A 16,959-nucleotide genomic window follows, 5' to 3' on the forward strand; every position below is an offset into this window, starting at 1 on the left:
GCCGAGCCGATGGCCAGCAAACAGAAGATCCTGTGGGACGACGGCGAGCGGGTGTTCTGCCGCGCCCGCCCATCCGGCGATGGCGGCGCCAGCGTGCTGCTGGTGCGCCCGGCCGCCGAACATCCGTTGCCCGCCACGCTGGAACGGCTGGCCCACGAATACAGCCTGCGCGATGAACTGCACAGCGCCTGGGCGCTGCGCCCGCATGCCTTGCACCGCGAAGGCGGCAAGACCCGCCTGCTGCTCGACGATCCCGGCGGCGAGCCGCTGTCACGCCTGCTGCGTCAACCGCTGGAAACCGGCACCTGCCTGCGCCTGGCCGTGGACATCGCCGTGGCGCTGCGCCACCTGCACCAGCGCGGCCTGGTGCACAAGGACCTCAAGCCCAACCACATCCAGGTCAACTGCAGCGATGGCCAGGCGCGCCTGACCGGCTTCGGCCTCGCTTCGCGGCTGCCGCGCGAGCGCCAGGCGCCCGAACCGCCGGAGACCATTGCCGGCACGTTGGCGTACATGGCGCCGGAACAGACCGGGCGGATGAACCGTTCCATCGACTCGCGCAGCGACCTCTATGCCTTTGGCGTGGTCGTCTACCAGATGCTCACCGGCACGCTCCCGTTCACCGCCAGCGATCCGATGGAATGGGTGCACTGCCACATCGCGCGCAAGCCGACGCCGCCCGGCGAACGGGTTGCCGGCGTGCCACCGATGCTCTCGCAGATCGTCCTCAAGCTGCTGGCGAAGACCGCCGAGGAGCGCTACCAGAGTGCCGCCGGTGTCGAGCACGACCTGCGCCGCTGCCTGGACGACTGGCAACGGCAGGGGAGCATCGAAGCCTTCAGCCTGGACGAGCAGGGCACGCCCGACCGCCTGCTGGTACCCGAGAAGCTCTATGGCCGTGAGCGTGAGGTGGAGGTGCTGGTCGAGGCCTTCGCGCGCATCGTCGCCAGCAGCACGCCGGAGCTGGTGCTGGTGTCGGGCTATTCCGGGATCGGCAAGTCCTCGGTGGTCAACGAACTGCACAAGGTGCTGGTGCCGCCGCGCGGGTTGTTCGCTTCCGGGAAGTTCGACCAGTACAAGCGCGACATTCCCTACTCGACGCTGGTGCAGGCCTTCCAGGGGCTGGTGCGCACGCTGCTGGGCAAGAGCGGTGACGTGCTGGAGGGCTGGCGCAGCGCGCTGCTGGAAGCGCTGGAGCCCAATGCCCGGCTGATCACCGACCTGATTCCCGAGTTGCGGCTGATCATCGGCGACCCGCCGCCGGTACCCGAGCTGGAGCCGCAGCAGGCGCAGCGTCGCTTCCTGCTGGTATTCCGTCGCTTCATCGGGGTGTTCGCCCGCGCCGATCACCCGCTGGCGCTGTTCCTCGACGACCTGCAATGGCTGGATGCGGCGACCCTCGACCTGCTCGAAGACCTGCTCACCCATTCGGAGCTGCGCCACCTGATGCTGGTGGGCGCCTACCGCGACAACGAAGTGGATGCCAGCCATCCGCTGACGCGCAAGCTGCAGGCCATCCGCCAGGCCGGCGTGCGCATCGACGAGATCCGCCTGGCGCCGCTGGCCCGCGCGCACATCGAGCAGCTGATCGCCGAGGCCCTGCGCTGTCCGCCGCCGAGCATCGTGGCGCTGGCCCGGCTGGTGCAGGACAAGACCGCCGGCAACCCGTTCTTCGTCATCCAGTTCCTCCAGGCGCTGGCCGAGGAGGAGCTGCTGACCTACGACCACGAGGCGCGGCGCTGGCGCTGGGAGCCGGAGCGCATCCACGCCAAGGGTTTTACCGACAACGTCGTCGACCTCATGGTCGGCAAGCTCGCGCGGCTGCCGCTGGAAACCCGCCAGGCGCTGCAGCAGCTGGCCTGCCTGGGCAACACCGCGCAGATCGATACCCTGGCGACCGTGCTCGACCTGCCGCCGGCGAAGGTGCATTCGATACTCTGGTCGGCAGTGCGCCAGGAGCTGCTGGAACGTCTGGAAGGCGCCTGCGCTTTCGCCCATGACCGCATCCATGAAGCGGCGTACTCGTTGATCGCCGAAACGGCCCGTGCCGAGGCGCACCTGCGCATTGGTCGCCTGCTCGCCGAGCAGACGCCGGCGGAACGGCGTGAAGAGGCGATCTTCGAGATCGTCGGCCAGCTCAACCGCGGCGCCCGGCTGATCGAGGCCCGCGCCGAGCGCGAACAGCTGGCCGAGTACAACCTGTTGGCCGGGCAGCGCGCCAAGGCCTCCAGCGCCTACAGCTCGGCGCTGGCCTATCTGCGCGCCGGTATGGAATTGCTCGACGACGATTGCTGGCAACGTCGCCACGACCTGTGCTTCGGCCTGGAACTCAACCGCGCCGAGTGCGAATTCCTCACCGGCCAGCTGGTACAGGCCGACGAGCGCCTCACCGCGCTGACGCCGCGTGCCGCTACCACGCTGGAGCAAGCGGCGGTGGCCTGCCTGCAGATGGACGTGTGCCTGCTGCAGGACCGCAGCGACAGGGCGGTCGCCGTGTGCCTGGCCTACCTGGAGGCGGTCGGCATCCACTGGTCGGCGCACCCCGACGACGATCAGGTGCGCGAGGAATACCAGCAGATCTGGACGCAGCTGGGCGAGCGCAGCATCGAGCAGTTGATCGACCTGCCGCTGATGGAAGACGCCGCCACCCTGGCGACCCTCGATGCCCTCGGCAAGCTGTTCGCCCCGGCCCTGCAGAGCGACGCCAACCTGGCCAGCCTGACCATCTGCAAGGCCGTCAGCCTGAGTCTGGAGCGCGGCAACTGCGACGCTTCCTGCATGCTTTATGCGAACGTCGGGCGCGTCGCCGGCCGCCGCTTCGGTGACTACGAAGCCGGCTACCGCTTCGGTCGCCTGGGCTGCGATCTGGTCGACCGGCGCGGGCTGAATCGCCATGAGGCGCGCACCTACCTGTGCTTCTCGATGTTCGTGGCGCGCTGGATGCGCCCGGTGCGCGAGTGCCGGGAGCTGCTGCGCCGTGCTTTCGTCGCGGCCAATCGGGTCGGCGACCTGGCTTACGCCGCCTATGCCGGCAACGGCCATATCGCCGATGTATTGTTCCTCGGCGAGCCGCTGGCGCAGGTGCACGAAGAAGCCGGGCAGGGCCTGGCCTATGCGCAGAAGGTGCGTTTCGGCCTGGTGGTGGATTTCATCAGCACGCAGTTGGCGCTGATCCGCACGCTGCGCGGGCAGACCCCGACCTTCGGCAGTTTCGATGATGAGCTGTTCGACGAGGCGCGTTTCGAAGCGCACCTGGACAGCACGCCGGGCCTGGCGCTGGCAGCGGCCAAGTACTGGACGCGCAAGCTGCAGGCACGCTGCATGGCGGGCGATTACGCCGCGGCCATGCAGTGCGTGACGCAGGCGAAGGCGCTGTTGTGGGTGGTGGAGTCCTTCACCGAGGAGGCCGAGTACCACTTCCATGCGGCACTGACCCTGGCAGCCAGCTTCGATGCCATCGGCGTCGGCGAGCAGCCCGGCCTTCTGCGGGAGCTGGCCGGCCATCACGCGAAGTTGCAGGAGTGGGCGCAGCAGTGCGCCGAATCCTTTGCCTGCCGGGTGGCGCTGGTGGGCGCGGAAATCGCCCGCGTCGAAGGGCGGTTGGTCGATGCCGAGCTGCTTTACGAAGAGGCCATCCGCCAGGCGCAGGACAACGGTTTCGTGCAGATCGAGGCGCTGGCCAACGAGCTGGCGGGACGCTTCTACGGCGCGCGCGGTCTGGCCAAGATCGCCCGCGTCTACCTGCAGGACGCGCGTTACGGCTACCTGCGCTGGGGCGCCGACGGCAAGGTGCGTCAGCTTGAGGGGCGCCATCGCTACCTGCGCAACGAGGAGCCCGCGCCCGGGCCGACCGCGACCATTGCCACCCCGGTGGAGCATCTGGATCTGGCCACGGTGCTCAAGGTGTCCCAGGCCGCCTCGGGGGAGATCGTCCTGGAGAAGCTGATCGACATGGTGATGCGCACCGCCATCGAGCAGGCCGGCGCCGAGCGCGGCGTGCTGGTCCTCGCCGAGGCGGGCGAGCCGCGCATAGCGGCGCTGGCGACTGTCGGCGACGGCGCGATGCTGTTGTGCAATGAACCGATCAGCGCGGCGGCGCTGGCGGAAACGGTGCTCTACCAGGTGCTGCGCACCGGCGAGAGCCTGTGCCTGGAAGACGCCCTGGCCGACCCGGCGTTCACCACCGACCCCTATGTCCGCCAGCACGGCGCACGTTCGATCCTCTGCATGCCGCTGATGAACCAGGCCAAGCTCACCGGCGCGCTGTACCTGGAGAACAACCTCTCGGCCGGCGTGTTCAGCCCGGCGCGGATCGCCGTGCTGCGGCTGCTGGCCTCGCAGGCGGCGATCTCCCTGGAGAACGCGCGCCTGTACCGCGATGCCGCCGAGCGCGAGGCGAAGATCCGCCGGCTGGTGGACGCCAACATCATCGGCATCATCGTCTGGAGTGCGGGCGGCGAGATCGCCGAGGCCAACGACGCCTTCCTGCGCATGGTCGGCTACGAGCGCGACGACCTGCTGTCCGGGCGCGTGCGCTGGCACGACATGACTCCGCCCGAATCCCTGGCACTGAGCCAGGCGCATCTGGCCACCGCCATTCGTACCGGGCATGCGCAGCCCTTCGAGAAGGAGTACATCCGCAAGGATGGCAGCCGGGTGCCGGTGATCGTCGGCCTGGCGGCCTTCGAGGCGAGCCTGCAGGAAGGGGTGGCCTTCGTGCTCGATCTCACCGAGCGCAAGCAGGCCGAGGAGCGGGTGCGCGAGGGCGAGCGTCGTTACCGCGAGGTGCAGACGGAACTGGCCCACGCCAACCGCGTGGCGACCATGGGGCAACTGGCAGCGTCCATCGCCCACGAGGTGAACCAGCCGATCGCCGCCACCGTGACCAACGCCAATGCCGCCTTGCGCTGGCTGGGGGCGCAGCCGCCGGAGCTGGGCGAGGTCAGCCAGGTGCTGGGGCGCATCATCAAGGATGCCAACCGTGCCGCCGAGGTGCTGGGGCGCATCCGCCAGCTGATCCGCAAGACCCCGCCGCAGAAACAGCCCGTGGACGTCAGCGCGGCGCTGCGGGAGATGGTCGAGTTCACCCGTGGCGAAGTAGCCAAGTATGGCGCTGTGGTGCGCATCGAACTGGCCGACGGCTTGCCGGAAGTGGAGGGCGATCGCGTCGAGTTGCAGCAGGTGATGCTCAACCTGATCATCAATGCCCTGGAGGCCATGGGCGGCGTGCCTGCCGGTGAGCGCCACCTGCTGGTCTGCTCCGAGCCCGAGGAAGGTGGCGTGCGGGTGCGCGTGTGCGACAGCGGGCCAGGTTTCGCCGAGGACAATGCCGACCTGCTCTTCGCGCCGTTCTACACCACCAAGGCCACCGGCATGGGCATGGGCCTGTCGATCTGCCGCTCGATCATCGACAGCCATGGCGGTCGCCTCTGGGCCAGCGCCAACCCGCCACGCGGCGCGGTGGTGCAGTTCACCTTGCCGGCGCATCCCGTGCCGAGCACCTGAAAAAAGCACAAGGGGGGCTTGACCTTGACACTAGCGTCAAGCCCCCAGAGTTCTCCCATCGGAGGTCGATATGCAAATCGGAGAGCTGGCCTTGCGCGCCGGCGTCAGTACACGTGCGCTGCGCCATTACGAGTCGCGGCAGCTGATCGAATCGGTGCGCCTGGACAATGGCTATCGCGACTACGCCGCGGCCATGGTGCAACGTGTGCTCTGGGTTCGCGAGCTGCTCGAATGCGGCTTCAGCACCCGGCAGATCCACGGCCTGCTGCAGTATCTGGAGGAGGAAGAGGACAGCGAAGGCTTCCTCGCCTGCCTGCAGCAGCACCTGGAAAAGCTGGTGGCCCTGGATGCGCTGCAGGCGCAGCTGGCCGAGCGCCGCGAACGTCTGGCGGAAAAGATCGAACGCTATCTGCCGCTGCAGGACGGCCTGCTGCGTGCTCCCGATTTGCGACCTCCCGAACGAGCTCATGCACAAGCCACGTTGGAGAGATGATGGGAAAGCTAAGCAACAAGGTTGCCCTGGTCACGGGCGGCAACAGCGGTATCGGCCTGGCCACCGCGCAACGATTCGCCCAGGAAGGCGCCGAGGTGGTCATCACCGGGCGCCGCCCGGACGCGCTGGAGGAGGCGGTCGGGTTGATCGGTGACAACGCCGTTGGCATTCGTGCCGACGCCAGTCGACTGGAGGACCTGGACGCCCTGTACCGGCAGATCGGCGAACGCTTCGGCCGCCTCGACGTGCTGGTCGCCAATGCCGGCGTGATCCGCCCGGCACCGGGTGATCAGGTCGATGAAGAACAGTTCGACGAACAATTCGACATCAACGTCAAGGGCGTCTTCTACACCATCCAGAAAGCGTTGCCGTTGCTGCGTGACGGCGGCTCCATCGTGCTGGTGTCGTCCATCGCCCACCTGAAGGCGCTGGAGGCCCACGTGGTCTATGCGGCGACCAAGGCGGCGGTGCGCTCCTTCGCCCGCAGCTGGGCGGCGGAACTCAAGGGCCGCAACATCCGCGTCAATTGCCTGAGCCCCGGCCCGGTGCTGACCCCGATCATCGGCAAGATGGGCATTGGTGAGGCGCAGTTCGGAGCGTTCGAAAAGCAGCTGGCAGGGTTGATTCCGCTGGGTCGGCTCGGTCGCCCGGAAGAATTGGCGAATGCTTTGCTGTTCCTCGCTTCGGACGACAGCAGCTTCATCACCGGCGTCGACCTGTGCGTCGATGGCGGGTTGTCGCAGCTCTGAACGGAAAAAGCCCCAGGGCACTGTGCCCCGGGGCTTTCGCTTGCAGCGGCGTCAGCCCTTGATGAAGGCCAGCAGGTCCGCGTTGATGGTGTCGGCGTGGGTCGTGCACATGCCATGGGGCAGGCCGGGATAGGTCTTCAGCGTACCGTGGCGCAGCAGCTTGATGGACAGGCGCGCGGAGTCGTCGATGGGGACGATCTGGTCGTCTTCCCCGTGCAGCACCAGGGTCGGCACGGAGATCTGCTTCAGATCCTCGGTGAAGTCGGTTTCCGAGAAGGCCTTGATGCAGTCGTAGTGGGCCTTGGCGCCACCGTTCATGCCCTGACGCCACCAGTTGTCGATCACCGCTTCGGAGACCTTGGCGCCCGGCCGGTTGAAGCCGTAGAAGGGGCCCGCCGCGACGTCGCGGTAGAAGTTCGAACGGCTGGCGGCGAGCGCATCGCGGAAGCCGTCGAACACTTTCAGCGGCAGGCCACCGGGGTTCTTCGCGGTTTGCAGCATGAGCGGCGGTACCGCGCCGATCAGTACCGCCTTGGCGACGCGGCCAGCACCATGGCGCGCAACATAGCGGGCGACCTCGCCACCGCCGGTGGAGTGGCCGATGTGCACGGCGTTCTTCAGGTCCAGGTGCGCAGCCAGCTCCGCAAGGTCGGCGGCATAGGTGTCCATGTCGTTGCCTTTGTCGGTCTGCGTGGAGCGACCGTGGCCGCGGCGGTCATGGGCGATCACGCGGTAGCCCCTGGCGAGGAAGAACAGCATCTGGTTGTCCCAGTCATCCCCCGAGAGCGGCCAGCCGTGGTGGAACACGATGGGTTGCCCGCTGCCCCAGTCCTTGTAGAACAGCTCGGTGCCGTCGCGCAGGGTGAGGTAGCCCGAGCCTTGCTCCTTGCGCCGTGCACCTGTTGCGGCCGGGGCCTGGGCAGCGCTCGCCTGGCTTGCCAGCATCGGGACGGCCACCGCCAGGGTGGCGGCGGCTACACCGGCGCTCATCAGGGCGCGGCGGGTGGTTCCTTGGGTCTCGTCGGTCATGGTGAAAGCTCTCGTCAGGGGACCGCTCGCGCGGCGAATGGGGGCCGGTCCGATGCGGCCCTCGAAGCGACCTGGCGGTCGTTGCGAAGGCCGGATTGCCGGTAGACAAACCCTATTCGCTGGCCGGGGACCCTCACCATCGTCCATGGGTATCGCACCACCATACTTAGGTTTCGCGGGACTGCACCGGAGTGTGTCGGAACCGATCCGAGCGCCTGTTTCGAGAGGTGGCGACAGGGGGTGAGGCAATCTCGCGCGACAGCTGATCGGGTCGTCGGGTGCGTTCCGCACGGCCATTTTTTTCATTGGGCTCGAAGATATTTTTACTAATTTTCCTCGGCGACGAGCTCAAGCACCATGCGCCCCCATTCCAACAACAACGTCCTTCGAGGCGGCCAGCAGGAGTGTCCAGGTGCAAGCGTTCAACGAGTGGCGGCAGTGTTCTGCAGCGCAGACTTTCATCGATGACGCAGTGAACGGCGACTCCGGATTTGCCGCGCGGGAGGCTGCGCATTGGGCGCAACGCTTGCCGCTTTGCCTGGCCGCGCAATCGCGCCGGGCAGGCCCGAACGACCGCCGCTGAATCCCTCCCGCAGCGGCTGCCCAAGGCTTCGTCCGGCTTATATCGCCGGGCGTCCGACCGCTGCGCAGGAAGCCTCGACCGGCATCACGCCGTTCCTGTCCAACGAGCGCCCGTCGCTCGCCGTCCATGAGTCAGCCATGAAAAAAACAACAAGCGCTACCGATACCTCCTTGCCTGCCCATCAACCTCACGAACCGTCTGCACGGTCCTTCCGCAAATCGCTGGGCATCCCGGCGCTGGTGCTGTTCGGCCTGGCCTACATGGTGCCGCTGGCGGTGTTCACCACCTACGGCCTGGTCACCCGCATGAGCAAGGGCCACCTGCCTGCGGCCTATCTCTTCACCCTGGCGGCCATGTTGCTGACCGCCTACAGCTATGGGCGCATGGTGCAGGCACACCCGTATTCGGGCTCGGTCTACAGCTACACGCGCAAGACCTTCGGCGCGGCATTCGGCTTCCTGGCGGGCTGGACGCTGCTGCTGGACTACATCTTCCTGCCGCTGCTGAGCTACCTGCTGATCGGCATCTACATGGTCGACTATTTCCCCTCGGTGCCGCTGTCGGTGTGGATCCTCGGCTCCATCGTGCTGGTGACCCTGCTCAACCTCGTCGGCATCGAGTCCATCACCCGCGTCAACTGGGTGCTGATCGTCGCGCAGATGGTCTTCGTGGTGGTGTTCATCGCGCTGTCGCTGAGCCACCTGGGCGCTCAGGCCGAGCCGGTGCCGCTGGTCCAGCCGTTCTATGACGAACACTTCAGCCTGCCGCTGGTGATGTCCGGCGCGGCAGTGCTGTGCCTGTCGTTCCTCGGCTTCGACGCCGTGTCGACCATGGCTGAGGAGACTCCCGAACCGCGCCGGCAGATTCCCGCGGCGATCATGCTGGTGACCCTGATCGGCGGCGTGCTGTTCATCGTCATGGCCTATTTCGGCCAGCTGGTGTTCCCCGAGTGGCAGGCGCTGACCGATGCCGACTCGGCGTCGCTGGACGTACTGCGGCGTATCGGCGGCGAGTGGCTGGTGACCTTCTTCACCGCCACCTACGTGGCCGGCTGCTTCGCCTCGGCGATGGTGTCCCAGGCCAGCGTTTCCCGCGTGCTGTTCGCCATGGGCCGCGACGGTGCGCTGCCCCGCGTGTTCGGCAAGCTGGTGACGAAGAAGCGCGTGCCGGCCACGGCGATCATGCTGATCAGCCTGCTGTCGCTGATCGCGCTGTTCGTCACCCTGGACACCGTTGCCAACATGATCAGCTTCGGCGCGCTGTTCGCCTTCTCCGCGGTGAACCTGGCGGTGATCAAGCACTACCTGGTCGACGAGCGCCTCACCGGCAAGGGCAACTACCTGCGCTACGGCGCACTGCCGGCGGTGGGCTTCCTCAGTACCATCTGGCTGTGGTCGAGCCTGTCGGGCATGTCCTTCATGATCGGTTTCGCCTGGATGTGCCTGGGCTTCATCTGCCTGGCCAGCGCCACGCGGATGTTCCAGCAGCCGCTGCCGGACCTGAACATGGCGGAGTGATCGGCGCTCTGCGCGAAGCCGGGCGTTGCCCGGCTTCTTTCATGCAAGGCCGATAGTGGTTAAGGTGGCGCGACTTCGAGGAACTGGCCGGATCTCGCCATGAAACTGCATCAATTGCGCGCCCTGCGCACCATCGCCGAGAGCGGCAGCATCCAGGAGGCCTCGCGCCTGCTCGATGTCACCCAGCCGTCACTGTCCAAGGCCGTGAAGGAGCTGGAAGGCGAGCTGGGCGTGCCGCTGCTGGTGCGCTCCAATCGTGGCGTGACGGTCACGCCTTATGGCGAGCGGCTGGTGAGCATGGCCCGCCTGGTGACCGAGGAAGTGCGCCGCGCGCGCGACGAGATCGACACCCTGAAGGGCGAGATGGCCGGCCGCGTGGCCATCGGCGTGTCGCCGGTGACGCCCAATCGCGCCTTTGCCAACTGCTTCCGGCGCTACCGCGAGCTGTACCCCCACGTGCAACTGCAGATCTTCGAGCTGCGTTCGGTGCAGCTGTTCGAAGGGTTGAAGGAAGGCCGGCTGGACCTGGTGCTGACCACCCAGCCCGAGGCGGAAGCGGGCGATGGGCAGGTCTGGCGCGAGCTGGCACCGCAGCCCTCGGCGCTGGCGGTGCGCAAGGGCCATCCCCTGGCGGGGGCGCAATCGCTGCACGAGCTGCTGGACCTCGAATGGCTGCTTTCCGACCCGCTGGAAGTGGCCCTGGCCGGGCAGTTCTTCCGCGAGCGCCAGGTGGCGCCCCCCAAGCGCATCACCGAATGCTCCTCGTCGCTGCTCTACCTGGAGCTGGCGGCCAACACCGATGCGGTGAGTTTCTGGTCGCAGCGCATGCTCGGCCTGCCGATGGTGGCCCAGGTGCTGGAGCCCTTGCAGATCGCCGAGGCCACGCCGGTGGCGAACATCTCGCTGGTTACCCGGCCGGAGCAACTGATGACCCGCGAAGCCCAGCTGCTGGCCGAGGAAATGGTGGCCGCTTTCCGTACGGAACCGGCGTGACCGGCATAACCAGTCTCAATGCTCATGTGTAGAGGTCATTACTCCGCGCTTTCGCGCTGATGCATCCTGCCGGCCGCCCAATGTCACCTGAAACGGCCGGAGCCCCCATGACTGCATCGTCGTACTTCTCCCAGAGCTACGCCCAGGCGTGCAGCAAGTTCCTCGACGCCAGTGCGGCCGCCGGCCTGCTGGTGGAGTCCCATGTCCATCCGCTCACCGGGCGCGACGGCGAGACGCTGGCGGTGGACATCGCCCGTGAAGGAGCGCTGGATGCCAAGCGCCTGCTGATCATCAGCAGCGGTTGCCACGGCGTCGAAGGCTTCTGCGGTTCGGGCGTGCAGAGTGCGCTGCTGGCCGACACCGCATGGCGCGAGCACGCGCGGCGCAACGACTGCGCGGTGCTCTACCTGCACGCCGCCAACCCCTACGGCTTTTCCTGGTGGCGCCGCTGGACCCAGGAGAACGTCGACCTCAACCGCAACTTCCGTGACTTCTCTCAGGCAGCGCCGCAGAACCCCGGCTACGCGCTGCTCGACCCGGTGCTCGCGCCCCGTCGCTGGCCCAGCCCGCTGGGGCGCCTGCGGCTGCTCGGCTATGCGCTGCGCCACGGCCGCTGGGAGTTGCAGAAGGCGATCTCGTCCGGTCAGGCCAGTCATCCCGATGGTCTGTTCTTCTCCGGCTCACAGCCGACCTGGAGCAACCGCACCGTGCGCGAGGTGCTGCGCCAGCATGGCCGGCAATGCCGCGAAATGGCCTGGATCGATGTGCACACCGGTCTCGGCCCGGCGGGCTACGGCGAGTACATCTACTCGGGCGACCCGCGCCCCGAAGCGCTGGTCCGCGCCCGTGCCTGGTGGGGTGATGAAGTGCGCTCGACGGAGGAGGGCAACAGCGTCTCGGTGAAGCTCAGCGGCAAGCTGGTGCATGCGGCGTTCGAGGAATGCCCGCAGGCGCTGCTGGTCTCCATGAGTCTGGAATTCGGCACCGTGCCCGGCCCGCAGGTCCTCGAGGCGCTGCGTGCGGACCAGTGGCTGCACAGGACGCCCGATGCGCCGGCGGCCAAGGTGCAACGGATCAAGCAGCAGTTGCGCGACGCCTTCTACATCGACACGGACGAGTGGAAGAACGCGGTGCTGGCCCGCGCGCGGGATACTGCCTGGCGCGCGGTGGACGGGTTGTGCAGCGAGATTCCGGCGCCGCTGGCCTGAGTTCCGCCGGTCAGCTTTCCAGCTGGTTGCGCTGTTCCTCGAACCAGTCGAGCACCGGCCGGCAGGCCGGGTGGGCGGCGCCGCTGTCGCGTAGCCAGAGGGCGTAGCGGCCGCCGGTTTTCAGCGCATCACCGAAGGGCACGATGAGGTCGCCGCGCTGCAGGGCGTCGTGGGCCAGCAGGCGGTCGGTCATGGCCACGCCCAGGCCGCGGGTGGCGGCGTCCAGCGCCAGGTCGTCGAGGTTGAAGAGCATGTGCTTGAACGGCGTGGGCGGCGGAGCGGGCTGCGCACGCAGCCACTGCGGCCATTCCAGGCCGCCGCTGGAGGCGTGGATCAGCGGGTGGCGCGCCAGTTCCTCCAGCGAGCGCGGCGGTTCCTGGCCATCGTCCAGGCGCGGGGCGCAGACCGGGATCAGGTATTCGTCGTACAGCGGCATCAGCGTGCGGCCCTGCGGGTCACTTCCGCTGGGCAGGTAGAGCACATAGGCGTCGCAGTCGCCGCCATCGTCCACCACCTCACCGCCCACCGTCTCGATGGACAGGCACAGTTCCGGGTGCCGCGAGTAGAAGGAGCTCAGGCGCGGCAGCAGCCAGCGCACCGCCAGCGAGACGAAGATGCGGATGCGGAACGGCCGCTCCGCCGAGGGCGGAGCCAGGCGTTCCTCCAGGCGCAGCAGTTGCTGCAGCATGCCCTCGGCCACCGTGTACACCTCGCGGCCGGCATCGGTCAGCGCCACCTTGCGGCTGGTGCGGTCGAACAGCGGCACGCGGTAGTACTCCTCCAACTGTTGCACCTGCCGGCTGATGGCGCTCTGGGTCAGGTGCAGCTGCTGCGCGGCGGCCGTGAAGCTGCCGGAGTCGGCGACCTGCACCAGGGCCTGCAGTGCCTGCAGGGAGGGAACGCGCAGCAGTTTGTCCATGGTTCTCTCGTCCGCGATCGATGCGCCCATCTATGCGAGATGGGAATATCAGGATGAAAAATGAGCGTTGGTGCGCTCAGCGTAACTGCCCGTAGATTCTGGTCATGACGCGCCATCAGGGGAAATCGCTTGGATACGCCCGGCGCATGGATTGTGAAGGAGTGCCGGGCAATGAACAATCACTGTGGCTGGATCGCCCTGGCGGGCGAGTTGCCCGCGCGGCCGGCGCTGAGCGGCACCCAGCGGGCGGACTGGCTGATCATTGGCGGCGGGATCACCGGGTTGTCTGCCGCCCATGCCCTGGCGGCACGCTTCCCGCAGCAGCGCGTGGTGCTGCTGGAACGCCAGCGCATTGCCCAGGGCGCCTCGGCGCGCAATTCCGGCTTCGTCGTCGCCCATGAGTTGCCGGCAGCCAGCGAACGCCTCGGGCAGCCCGGCCACGCCGCGTACCAGGTCGCCTCGCGCATCGGCATCGCGGCGGCGCAGGAAGTCCGCCAGCGCATTGCCGACCTGAACATCGACTGTGAACTGTACGACGACGGCTACCACTTTGCCGCGCACCGCGCCGAGCATCTGGGCGATATCGACGGCATCCTCGCCACGCTGGCCTCGGTCGGCGCAAGCGCGCGTTACTACGAAGGCGCGGCGCTGCAGCAACGCCTCGGCAGCGCCTTCTATGACCGTGCCATTCACTGTTCGGGCGGCAATGCGCTGCTGCAACCGGGGCGCTATGTGAAAGGCCTGGCGGAGAACCTGCCGGCGTCGGTGGAAGTCTTCGAGCAGAGCGGCGTGACCGACCTGCGCCGCAGCGGCCAGGGTTGGGTGGCGCGTACCGAGCAGGGCGAAGTCCATGCGCCGCAGGTGCTGGTCTGCCTCGGCGCCTTCATAGCCCGCGCCGGCTTGCGCGACAGCGGCGCCTTCCCACTCGAATTGAGCGCGAGCATCACCCGCCCGCTGGACGAGCCGCGCTGGCAGTCGCTGTTCGGCGAAAACCAATGGGGCGTGCTCGCGCCGTTGCCGGGCGGCGGCACCGTGCGCCTGCTGCCGGGGCGCCGGCTGCTGATCCGCAACACCGTCGAGTACCGCCATCGCGACCTCGACGACAACGCGCTGGCCGGGCGCCGCCGCCGTCACCTCACGGGTCTGCAGAAGCGTTTCCCCGGCCTCGTCGAAGCGGACATCGCCTACAGCTGGACTGGCCACCTGAGCGGCACCCGCTCTGGCGAACCTTACTTCGCCCGGGTCGATGACGGCTTGCATGCCGTCGCCGGCTGCAATGGCTCGGGCGTGGCGCGCGGCACCCTGTGGGGCCGCCTGCTGGTGGAAATGGCCGCGGGCGACAGCTCGCCCGTGCTGGCCGACGTGCTGGCGCAGGCCAGCCCCGGCTACCTGCCGCCCAGCCCGTTCTTCGATATCGGCGCCTCGCTGCGCATGGCCTGGGAAGTGCGCCGCGCGCGCGCCGAAGCCTGACAAACCGTTTACCCACGCAAAACGATCCATCACGACAATCCGCCACGACCATCTCCAAGAAAAAGAATACGAGGGCAGCATGATCAATCGTTCCAAGTCCCTGGCCAGTTTCACCCTGGCCGGCCTCGCGCTTGCGGCAGGCACCGGCTCCGTCCACGCGGCGCAGACCGTCACCATTGCCAACTGGAGCAGCTACATCGCCGACGACACCCTGGCGAACTTCACCCGGCAGACCGGCATCCAGACCACCTACGACCTGGTGGACAGTAACGAGACCACCGAAGCCAAGCTGATGACCGGCGCCAGCGGCTACGACCTGGCCAGCCCGTCCAACCACTTCCTGCCGCGGCTGATCAAGGCCGGCGCCATCCAGGAACTGGACAAGAGCAAGCTGCCGCACTGGAACAACCTCGACCCGAAGCTGATGAAGATCCTCGAAACCAGCGATCCGGGTAACCGCTACGCGATTCCCTACCTGTGGGTGACCGTGGGCATCGGCTACAACGAGGACAAGATCAAGGCCATCTTCGGCAATACCGACGTCACCCACAGCTGGCAGCTGCTGTTCGATCCGCAGAACGCGGAAAAACTCGCCCAGTGCGGCATCGCCGTGATCGACAACGCCACCCAGATGGTGCCCATCACCCTCAAGGTGCTCGGCCGCGACCCGGCCAGCCAGAACCCGGACGACTTCAAGGCCGCCGAGGCCGCGCTGCAGGCCATTCGCCCGTCGATCCGCTACTTCCACCAGTCCAAGTACGTCAGCGACCTGGCCAACGGCAACATCTGCGTCGCCATCGGCTTCAGCGGCGACGTGCTGCAGGCCATGACCACCGCCCAGCAGGCCGGCAACGGGGTGAAGATCAACTACAGCCTGCCGCGCGAAGGCAGCACCATCGCCGTGGACACCGTGACCATTCCCAAGGGCGCACCGCACCTGGATAACGCCTACGCCTACATGGATTACCTGCTGCAACCGGAAGTGATCGCCAACATCACCAATGCCGTGCAGTACCCCAACGGCAATGCCGCCGCGACCCAGTACGTGAAGCCCGAGCTGCGCAGCAACCCGGCCGTCTACCCGCCGCAGGAAGTGCTCGACACCCTGTTCCCGATCAAGACCCTGTCGCCCTCCGGCATGCGCATGAGCACCCGCCTGTGGACCCGCGTGATGAGCGGCAAATGACCCAGACCCACGACACGCGCCGCCACGCCCTGGTGGTCGGCGCCGGCGTGGTCGGCCTGGCCAGCGCGCTGCAACTGCAGCGTGCCGGCCTGCGCGTGACCCTGCTGGACCGCAACCCGCCAGGCCTGGCCACCTCGTTCGGCAACGCCTGCACCTTCGCCACCTACTCGGTGGAGCCGGTGGCGACTCCCGGCATCTGGCGCAAGGCGCCGGGCATGCTGCTGCGCCCGGACAGCCCGCTGGCGATCCGCCCCGCCTACCTGCCGCGCATCGCACCCTGGCTGCTGCAGTTCCTCGCGGCCTCGCGGCGCGAGCGGGTGGAAGCCATCGGCCACGACCTCAACACCCTGCTGCGCCCCTGCATGGACGCCTGGCAGACGCTGTTCGACGCCGCCGGCGCCAACGACCTGATCCGCCACGACGGCTCGCTGTACATCTTCGAAAACCATGAGCGCGGCGACGCCCAGGCCATGGTGGATTACCACCGGCGCTTCGAGGTGCCGATCCGTTTCGTCGAAGGCTCCGAGCTGCGCGAGCTGGAACCGGCGTTGAACACCCGCGCCAGCTGCGCGGTGGAGCTGCCCGGCGTGAGCCGCACCCTCGATCCGTACGCGCTGAGCCTGCGCCTGTTCGAGCGCTTCCTGGCCATGGGTGGCGAGTTCCGCCGTGGCGAACTGCTGGGCCTGGAGCCGGCCGGGCAGGGCAGGGACGCGGTGAACGCGCAACTGGCGAGCGGCGAGAAGCTGCCTGCCGACCGCGTGGCGCTGTGCACCGGGGCCTGGTCGCGGACTCTGGTGGACCAGTTGGGCGATAGCGTGCCGCAGGACACCGAACGCGGTTACCACGTGCTCTTCGGCCACGCCGGGCAGGTACTCAATCGCCCGGTCTGCTGGGGTGCTGGTGGCTTCTACATGACGCCCATGGCCCAGGGCCTGCGCGTGGCCGGCACGGTGGAGTTCGCCGGGCTGGAGGCGCTGCCGAGCCCGGCACGCTACCGCTACCTGACCCGTGGTGCGAGGCGCTTCCTGCGCCTGCAGCACGAGCCGGTATCGCAGTGGATGGGCTTCCGCTCCTCGGTGCCGGACAGCATGCCGGTGCTCGGTCCGTCCCGGCGCCTGCCGCAGGTGTTCTACAACTTCGGCCACGGCCACATCGGCCTGACCCTCGGCGCCATCACCGGTCAGTTGCTCGCCGAGCAGGCCAGTGACCAGGTCACCAGCGTGCCGCTGACACCTTTCCTCGCCAGTCGCTTCGGCTCGCGCTGAGCACTGGCATTCACCCCGGCCTCACGCCGAACAACAGGAGAT

At 67.7% G+C, this 16,959-nt stretch carries 12 protein-coding genes; 10 read left to right on the plus strand and 2 right to left on the minus strand.

The window, feature by feature from the left end; genetic code table 11:
- Window positions 1-9 precede the first annotated feature (9 nt).
- The 3 genes from J2T47_RS23715 (at window position 10) to J2T47_RS23725 (ending at window position 6,747) form a co-directional block, all read left to right on the plus strand.
- A complete protein-coding gene (locus J2T47_RS23715) occupies window positions 10-5,505 on the plus strand; it encodes a trifunctional serine/threonine-protein kinase/ATP-binding protein/sensor histidine kinase (protein ID WP_253452425.1) in 5,496 nt (1,831 codons plus the stop codon).
- A 70-nt stretch (window positions 5,506-5,575) separates the two neighbouring features.
- A complete protein-coding gene (locus J2T47_RS23720) occupies window positions 5,576-5,998 on the plus strand; it encodes a MerR family transcriptional regulator (protein ID WP_253452428.1) in 423 nt (140 codons plus the stop codon).
- The gene (locus tag J2T47_RS23725) at window positions 5,998-6,747 is read left to right on the plus strand and encodes an SDR family NAD(P)-dependent oxidoreductase (protein ID WP_253452430.1); all 750 of its coding nucleotides are present in this window, start codon (window positions 5,998-6,000) and stop codon (window positions 6,745-6,747) included. Before J2T47_RS23720 ends, J2T47_RS23725 begins: the two co-directional genes overlap by 1 nt.
- 51 nt (window positions 6,748-6,798) lie before the next feature.
- Here J2T47_RS23725 and J2T47_RS23730 read toward each other — a convergent pair whose 3' ends face one another.
- Window positions 6,799-7,776 carry an alpha/beta fold hydrolase gene (locus tag J2T47_RS23730; RefSeq protein WP_253452433.1) on the minus strand — a complete coding sequence of 326 codons (978 nt, stop codon included), beginning with the start codon at window positions 7,774-7,776 and terminating at the stop codon, window positions 6,799-6,801.
- Window positions 7,777-8,188: 412 nt separating this feature from the next.
- Here J2T47_RS23730 and J2T47_RS23735 point away from each other — a divergent pair, with 412 nt between their 5' ends.
- From J2T47_RS23735 to J2T47_RS23750, 4 genes are all read left to right on the plus strand, one after another.
- Window positions 8,189-8,359: a hypothetical protein gene (locus J2T47_RS23735; protein ID WP_253452436.1), complete on the plus strand. Its 171-nt coding sequence runs from the start codon at window positions 8,189-8,191 to the stop codon at window positions 8,357-8,359.
- A gap of 137 nt (window positions 8,360-8,496) precedes the next feature.
- The gene (locus J2T47_RS23740) at window positions 8,497-9,876 is read left to right on the plus strand and encodes an APC family permease (RefSeq protein ID WP_253452439.1); all 1,380 of its coding nucleotides are present in this window, start codon (window positions 8,497-8,499) and stop codon (window positions 9,874-9,876) included.
- 99 nt (window positions 9,877-9,975) lie between these two features.
- Window positions 9,976-10,869: a LysR family transcriptional regulator gene (locus tag J2T47_RS23745; protein ID WP_253452441.1), complete on the plus strand. Its 894-nt coding sequence runs from the start codon at window positions 9,976-9,978 to the stop codon at window positions 10,867-10,869.
- 107 nt (window positions 10,870-10,976) lie between these two features.
- Window positions 10,977-12,077, plus strand: coding sequence for a M14 family metallopeptidase (locus J2T47_RS23750; protein WP_253452444.1), 1,101 nt, complete (start codon window positions 10,977-10,979; stop codon window positions 12,075-12,077).
- A gap of 10 nt (window positions 12,078-12,087) precedes the next feature.
- Here J2T47_RS23750 and J2T47_RS23755 read toward each other — a convergent pair whose 3' ends face one another.
- Entirely contained in the window at window positions 12,088-12,996 is a 909-nt protein-coding gene (locus J2T47_RS23755; RefSeq protein ID WP_253452447.1) for a LysR substrate-binding domain-containing protein, read from the minus strand.
- 171 nt (window positions 12,997-13,167) lie between these two features.
- On the opposite strand from J2T47_RS23755, the gene J2T47_RS23760 reads away from it, so the two are divergent.
- From J2T47_RS23760 to J2T47_RS23770, 3 genes are all read left to right on the plus strand, one after another.
- Window positions 13,168-14,466 (plus strand): NAD(P)/FAD-dependent oxidoreductase, encoded by a 1,299-nt coding sequence (locus J2T47_RS23760; protein WP_253452450.1) that lies wholly within the window; start codon window positions 13,168-13,170, stop codon window positions 14,464-14,466.
- Window positions 14,467-14,545: 79 nt separating this feature from the next.
- Window positions 14,546-15,652: a polyamine ABC transporter substrate-binding protein gene (locus J2T47_RS23765; protein ID WP_253452453.1), complete on the plus strand. Its 1,107-nt coding sequence runs from the start codon at window positions 14,546-14,548 to the stop codon at window positions 15,650-15,652.
- The gene (locus tag J2T47_RS23770) at window positions 15,649-16,917 is read left to right on the plus strand and encodes an NAD(P)/FAD-dependent oxidoreductase (protein WP_253452454.1); all 1,269 of its coding nucleotides are present in this window, start codon (window positions 15,649-15,651) and stop codon (window positions 16,915-16,917) included. The genes J2T47_RS23765 and J2T47_RS23770 overlap by 4 nt, the downstream gene beginning before the upstream one ends.
- The last annotated feature ends 42 nt before the right edge of the window (window positions 16,918-16,959 follow it).

Origin of the sequence: Pseudomonas nitroreducens (assembly GCF_024170165.1) — a bacterium.
Classification (GTDB): domain Bacteria; phylum Pseudomonadota; class Gammaproteobacteria; order Pseudomonadales; family Pseudomonadaceae; genus Pseudomonas; species Pseudomonas nitroreducens_C.

Coding starts and splice junctions, on each gene's coding strand:
- J2T47_RS23715 (WP_253452425.1), top strand. CDS start 10: ATGGCCAGCAAACAGAAGATCCTGTGGGACGACGGCGAGCGGGTGTTC.
- J2T47_RS23720 (WP_253452428.1), top strand. CDS start 5,576: ATGCAAATCGGAGAGCTGGCCTTGCGCGCCGGCGTCAGTACACGTGCG.
- J2T47_RS23725 (WP_253452430.1), top strand. CDS start 5,998: ATGGGAAAGCTAAGCAACAAGGTTGCCCTGGTCACGGGCGGCAACAGC.
- J2T47_RS23730 (WP_253452433.1), bottom strand. CDS start 7,776: ATGACCGACGAGACCCAAGGAACCACCCGCCGCGCCCTGATGAGCGCC.
- J2T47_RS23740 (WP_253452439.1), top strand. CDS start 8,497: ATGAAAAAAACAACAAGCGCTACCGATACCTCCTTGCCTGCCCATCAA.
- J2T47_RS23745 (WP_253452441.1), top strand. CDS start 9,976: ATGAAACTGCATCAATTGCGCGCCCTGCGCACCATCGCCGAGAGCGGC.
- J2T47_RS23750 (WP_253452444.1), top strand. CDS start 10,977: ATGACTGCATCGTCGTACTTCTCCCAGAGCTACGCCCAGGCGTGCAGC.
- J2T47_RS23755 (WP_253452447.1), bottom strand. CDS start 12,996: ATGGACAAACTGCTGCGCGTTCCCTCCCTGCAGGCACTGCAGGCCCTG.
- J2T47_RS23760 (WP_253452450.1), top strand. CDS start 13,168: ATGAACAATCACTGTGGCTGGATCGCCCTGGCGGGCGAGTTGCCCGCG.
- J2T47_RS23765 (WP_253452453.1), top strand. CDS start 14,546: ATGATCAATCGTTCCAAGTCCCTGGCCAGTTTCACCCTGGCCGGCCTC.
- J2T47_RS23770 (WP_253452454.1), top strand. CDS start 15,649: ATGACCCAGACCCACGACACGCGCCGCCACGCCCTGGTGGTCGGCGCC.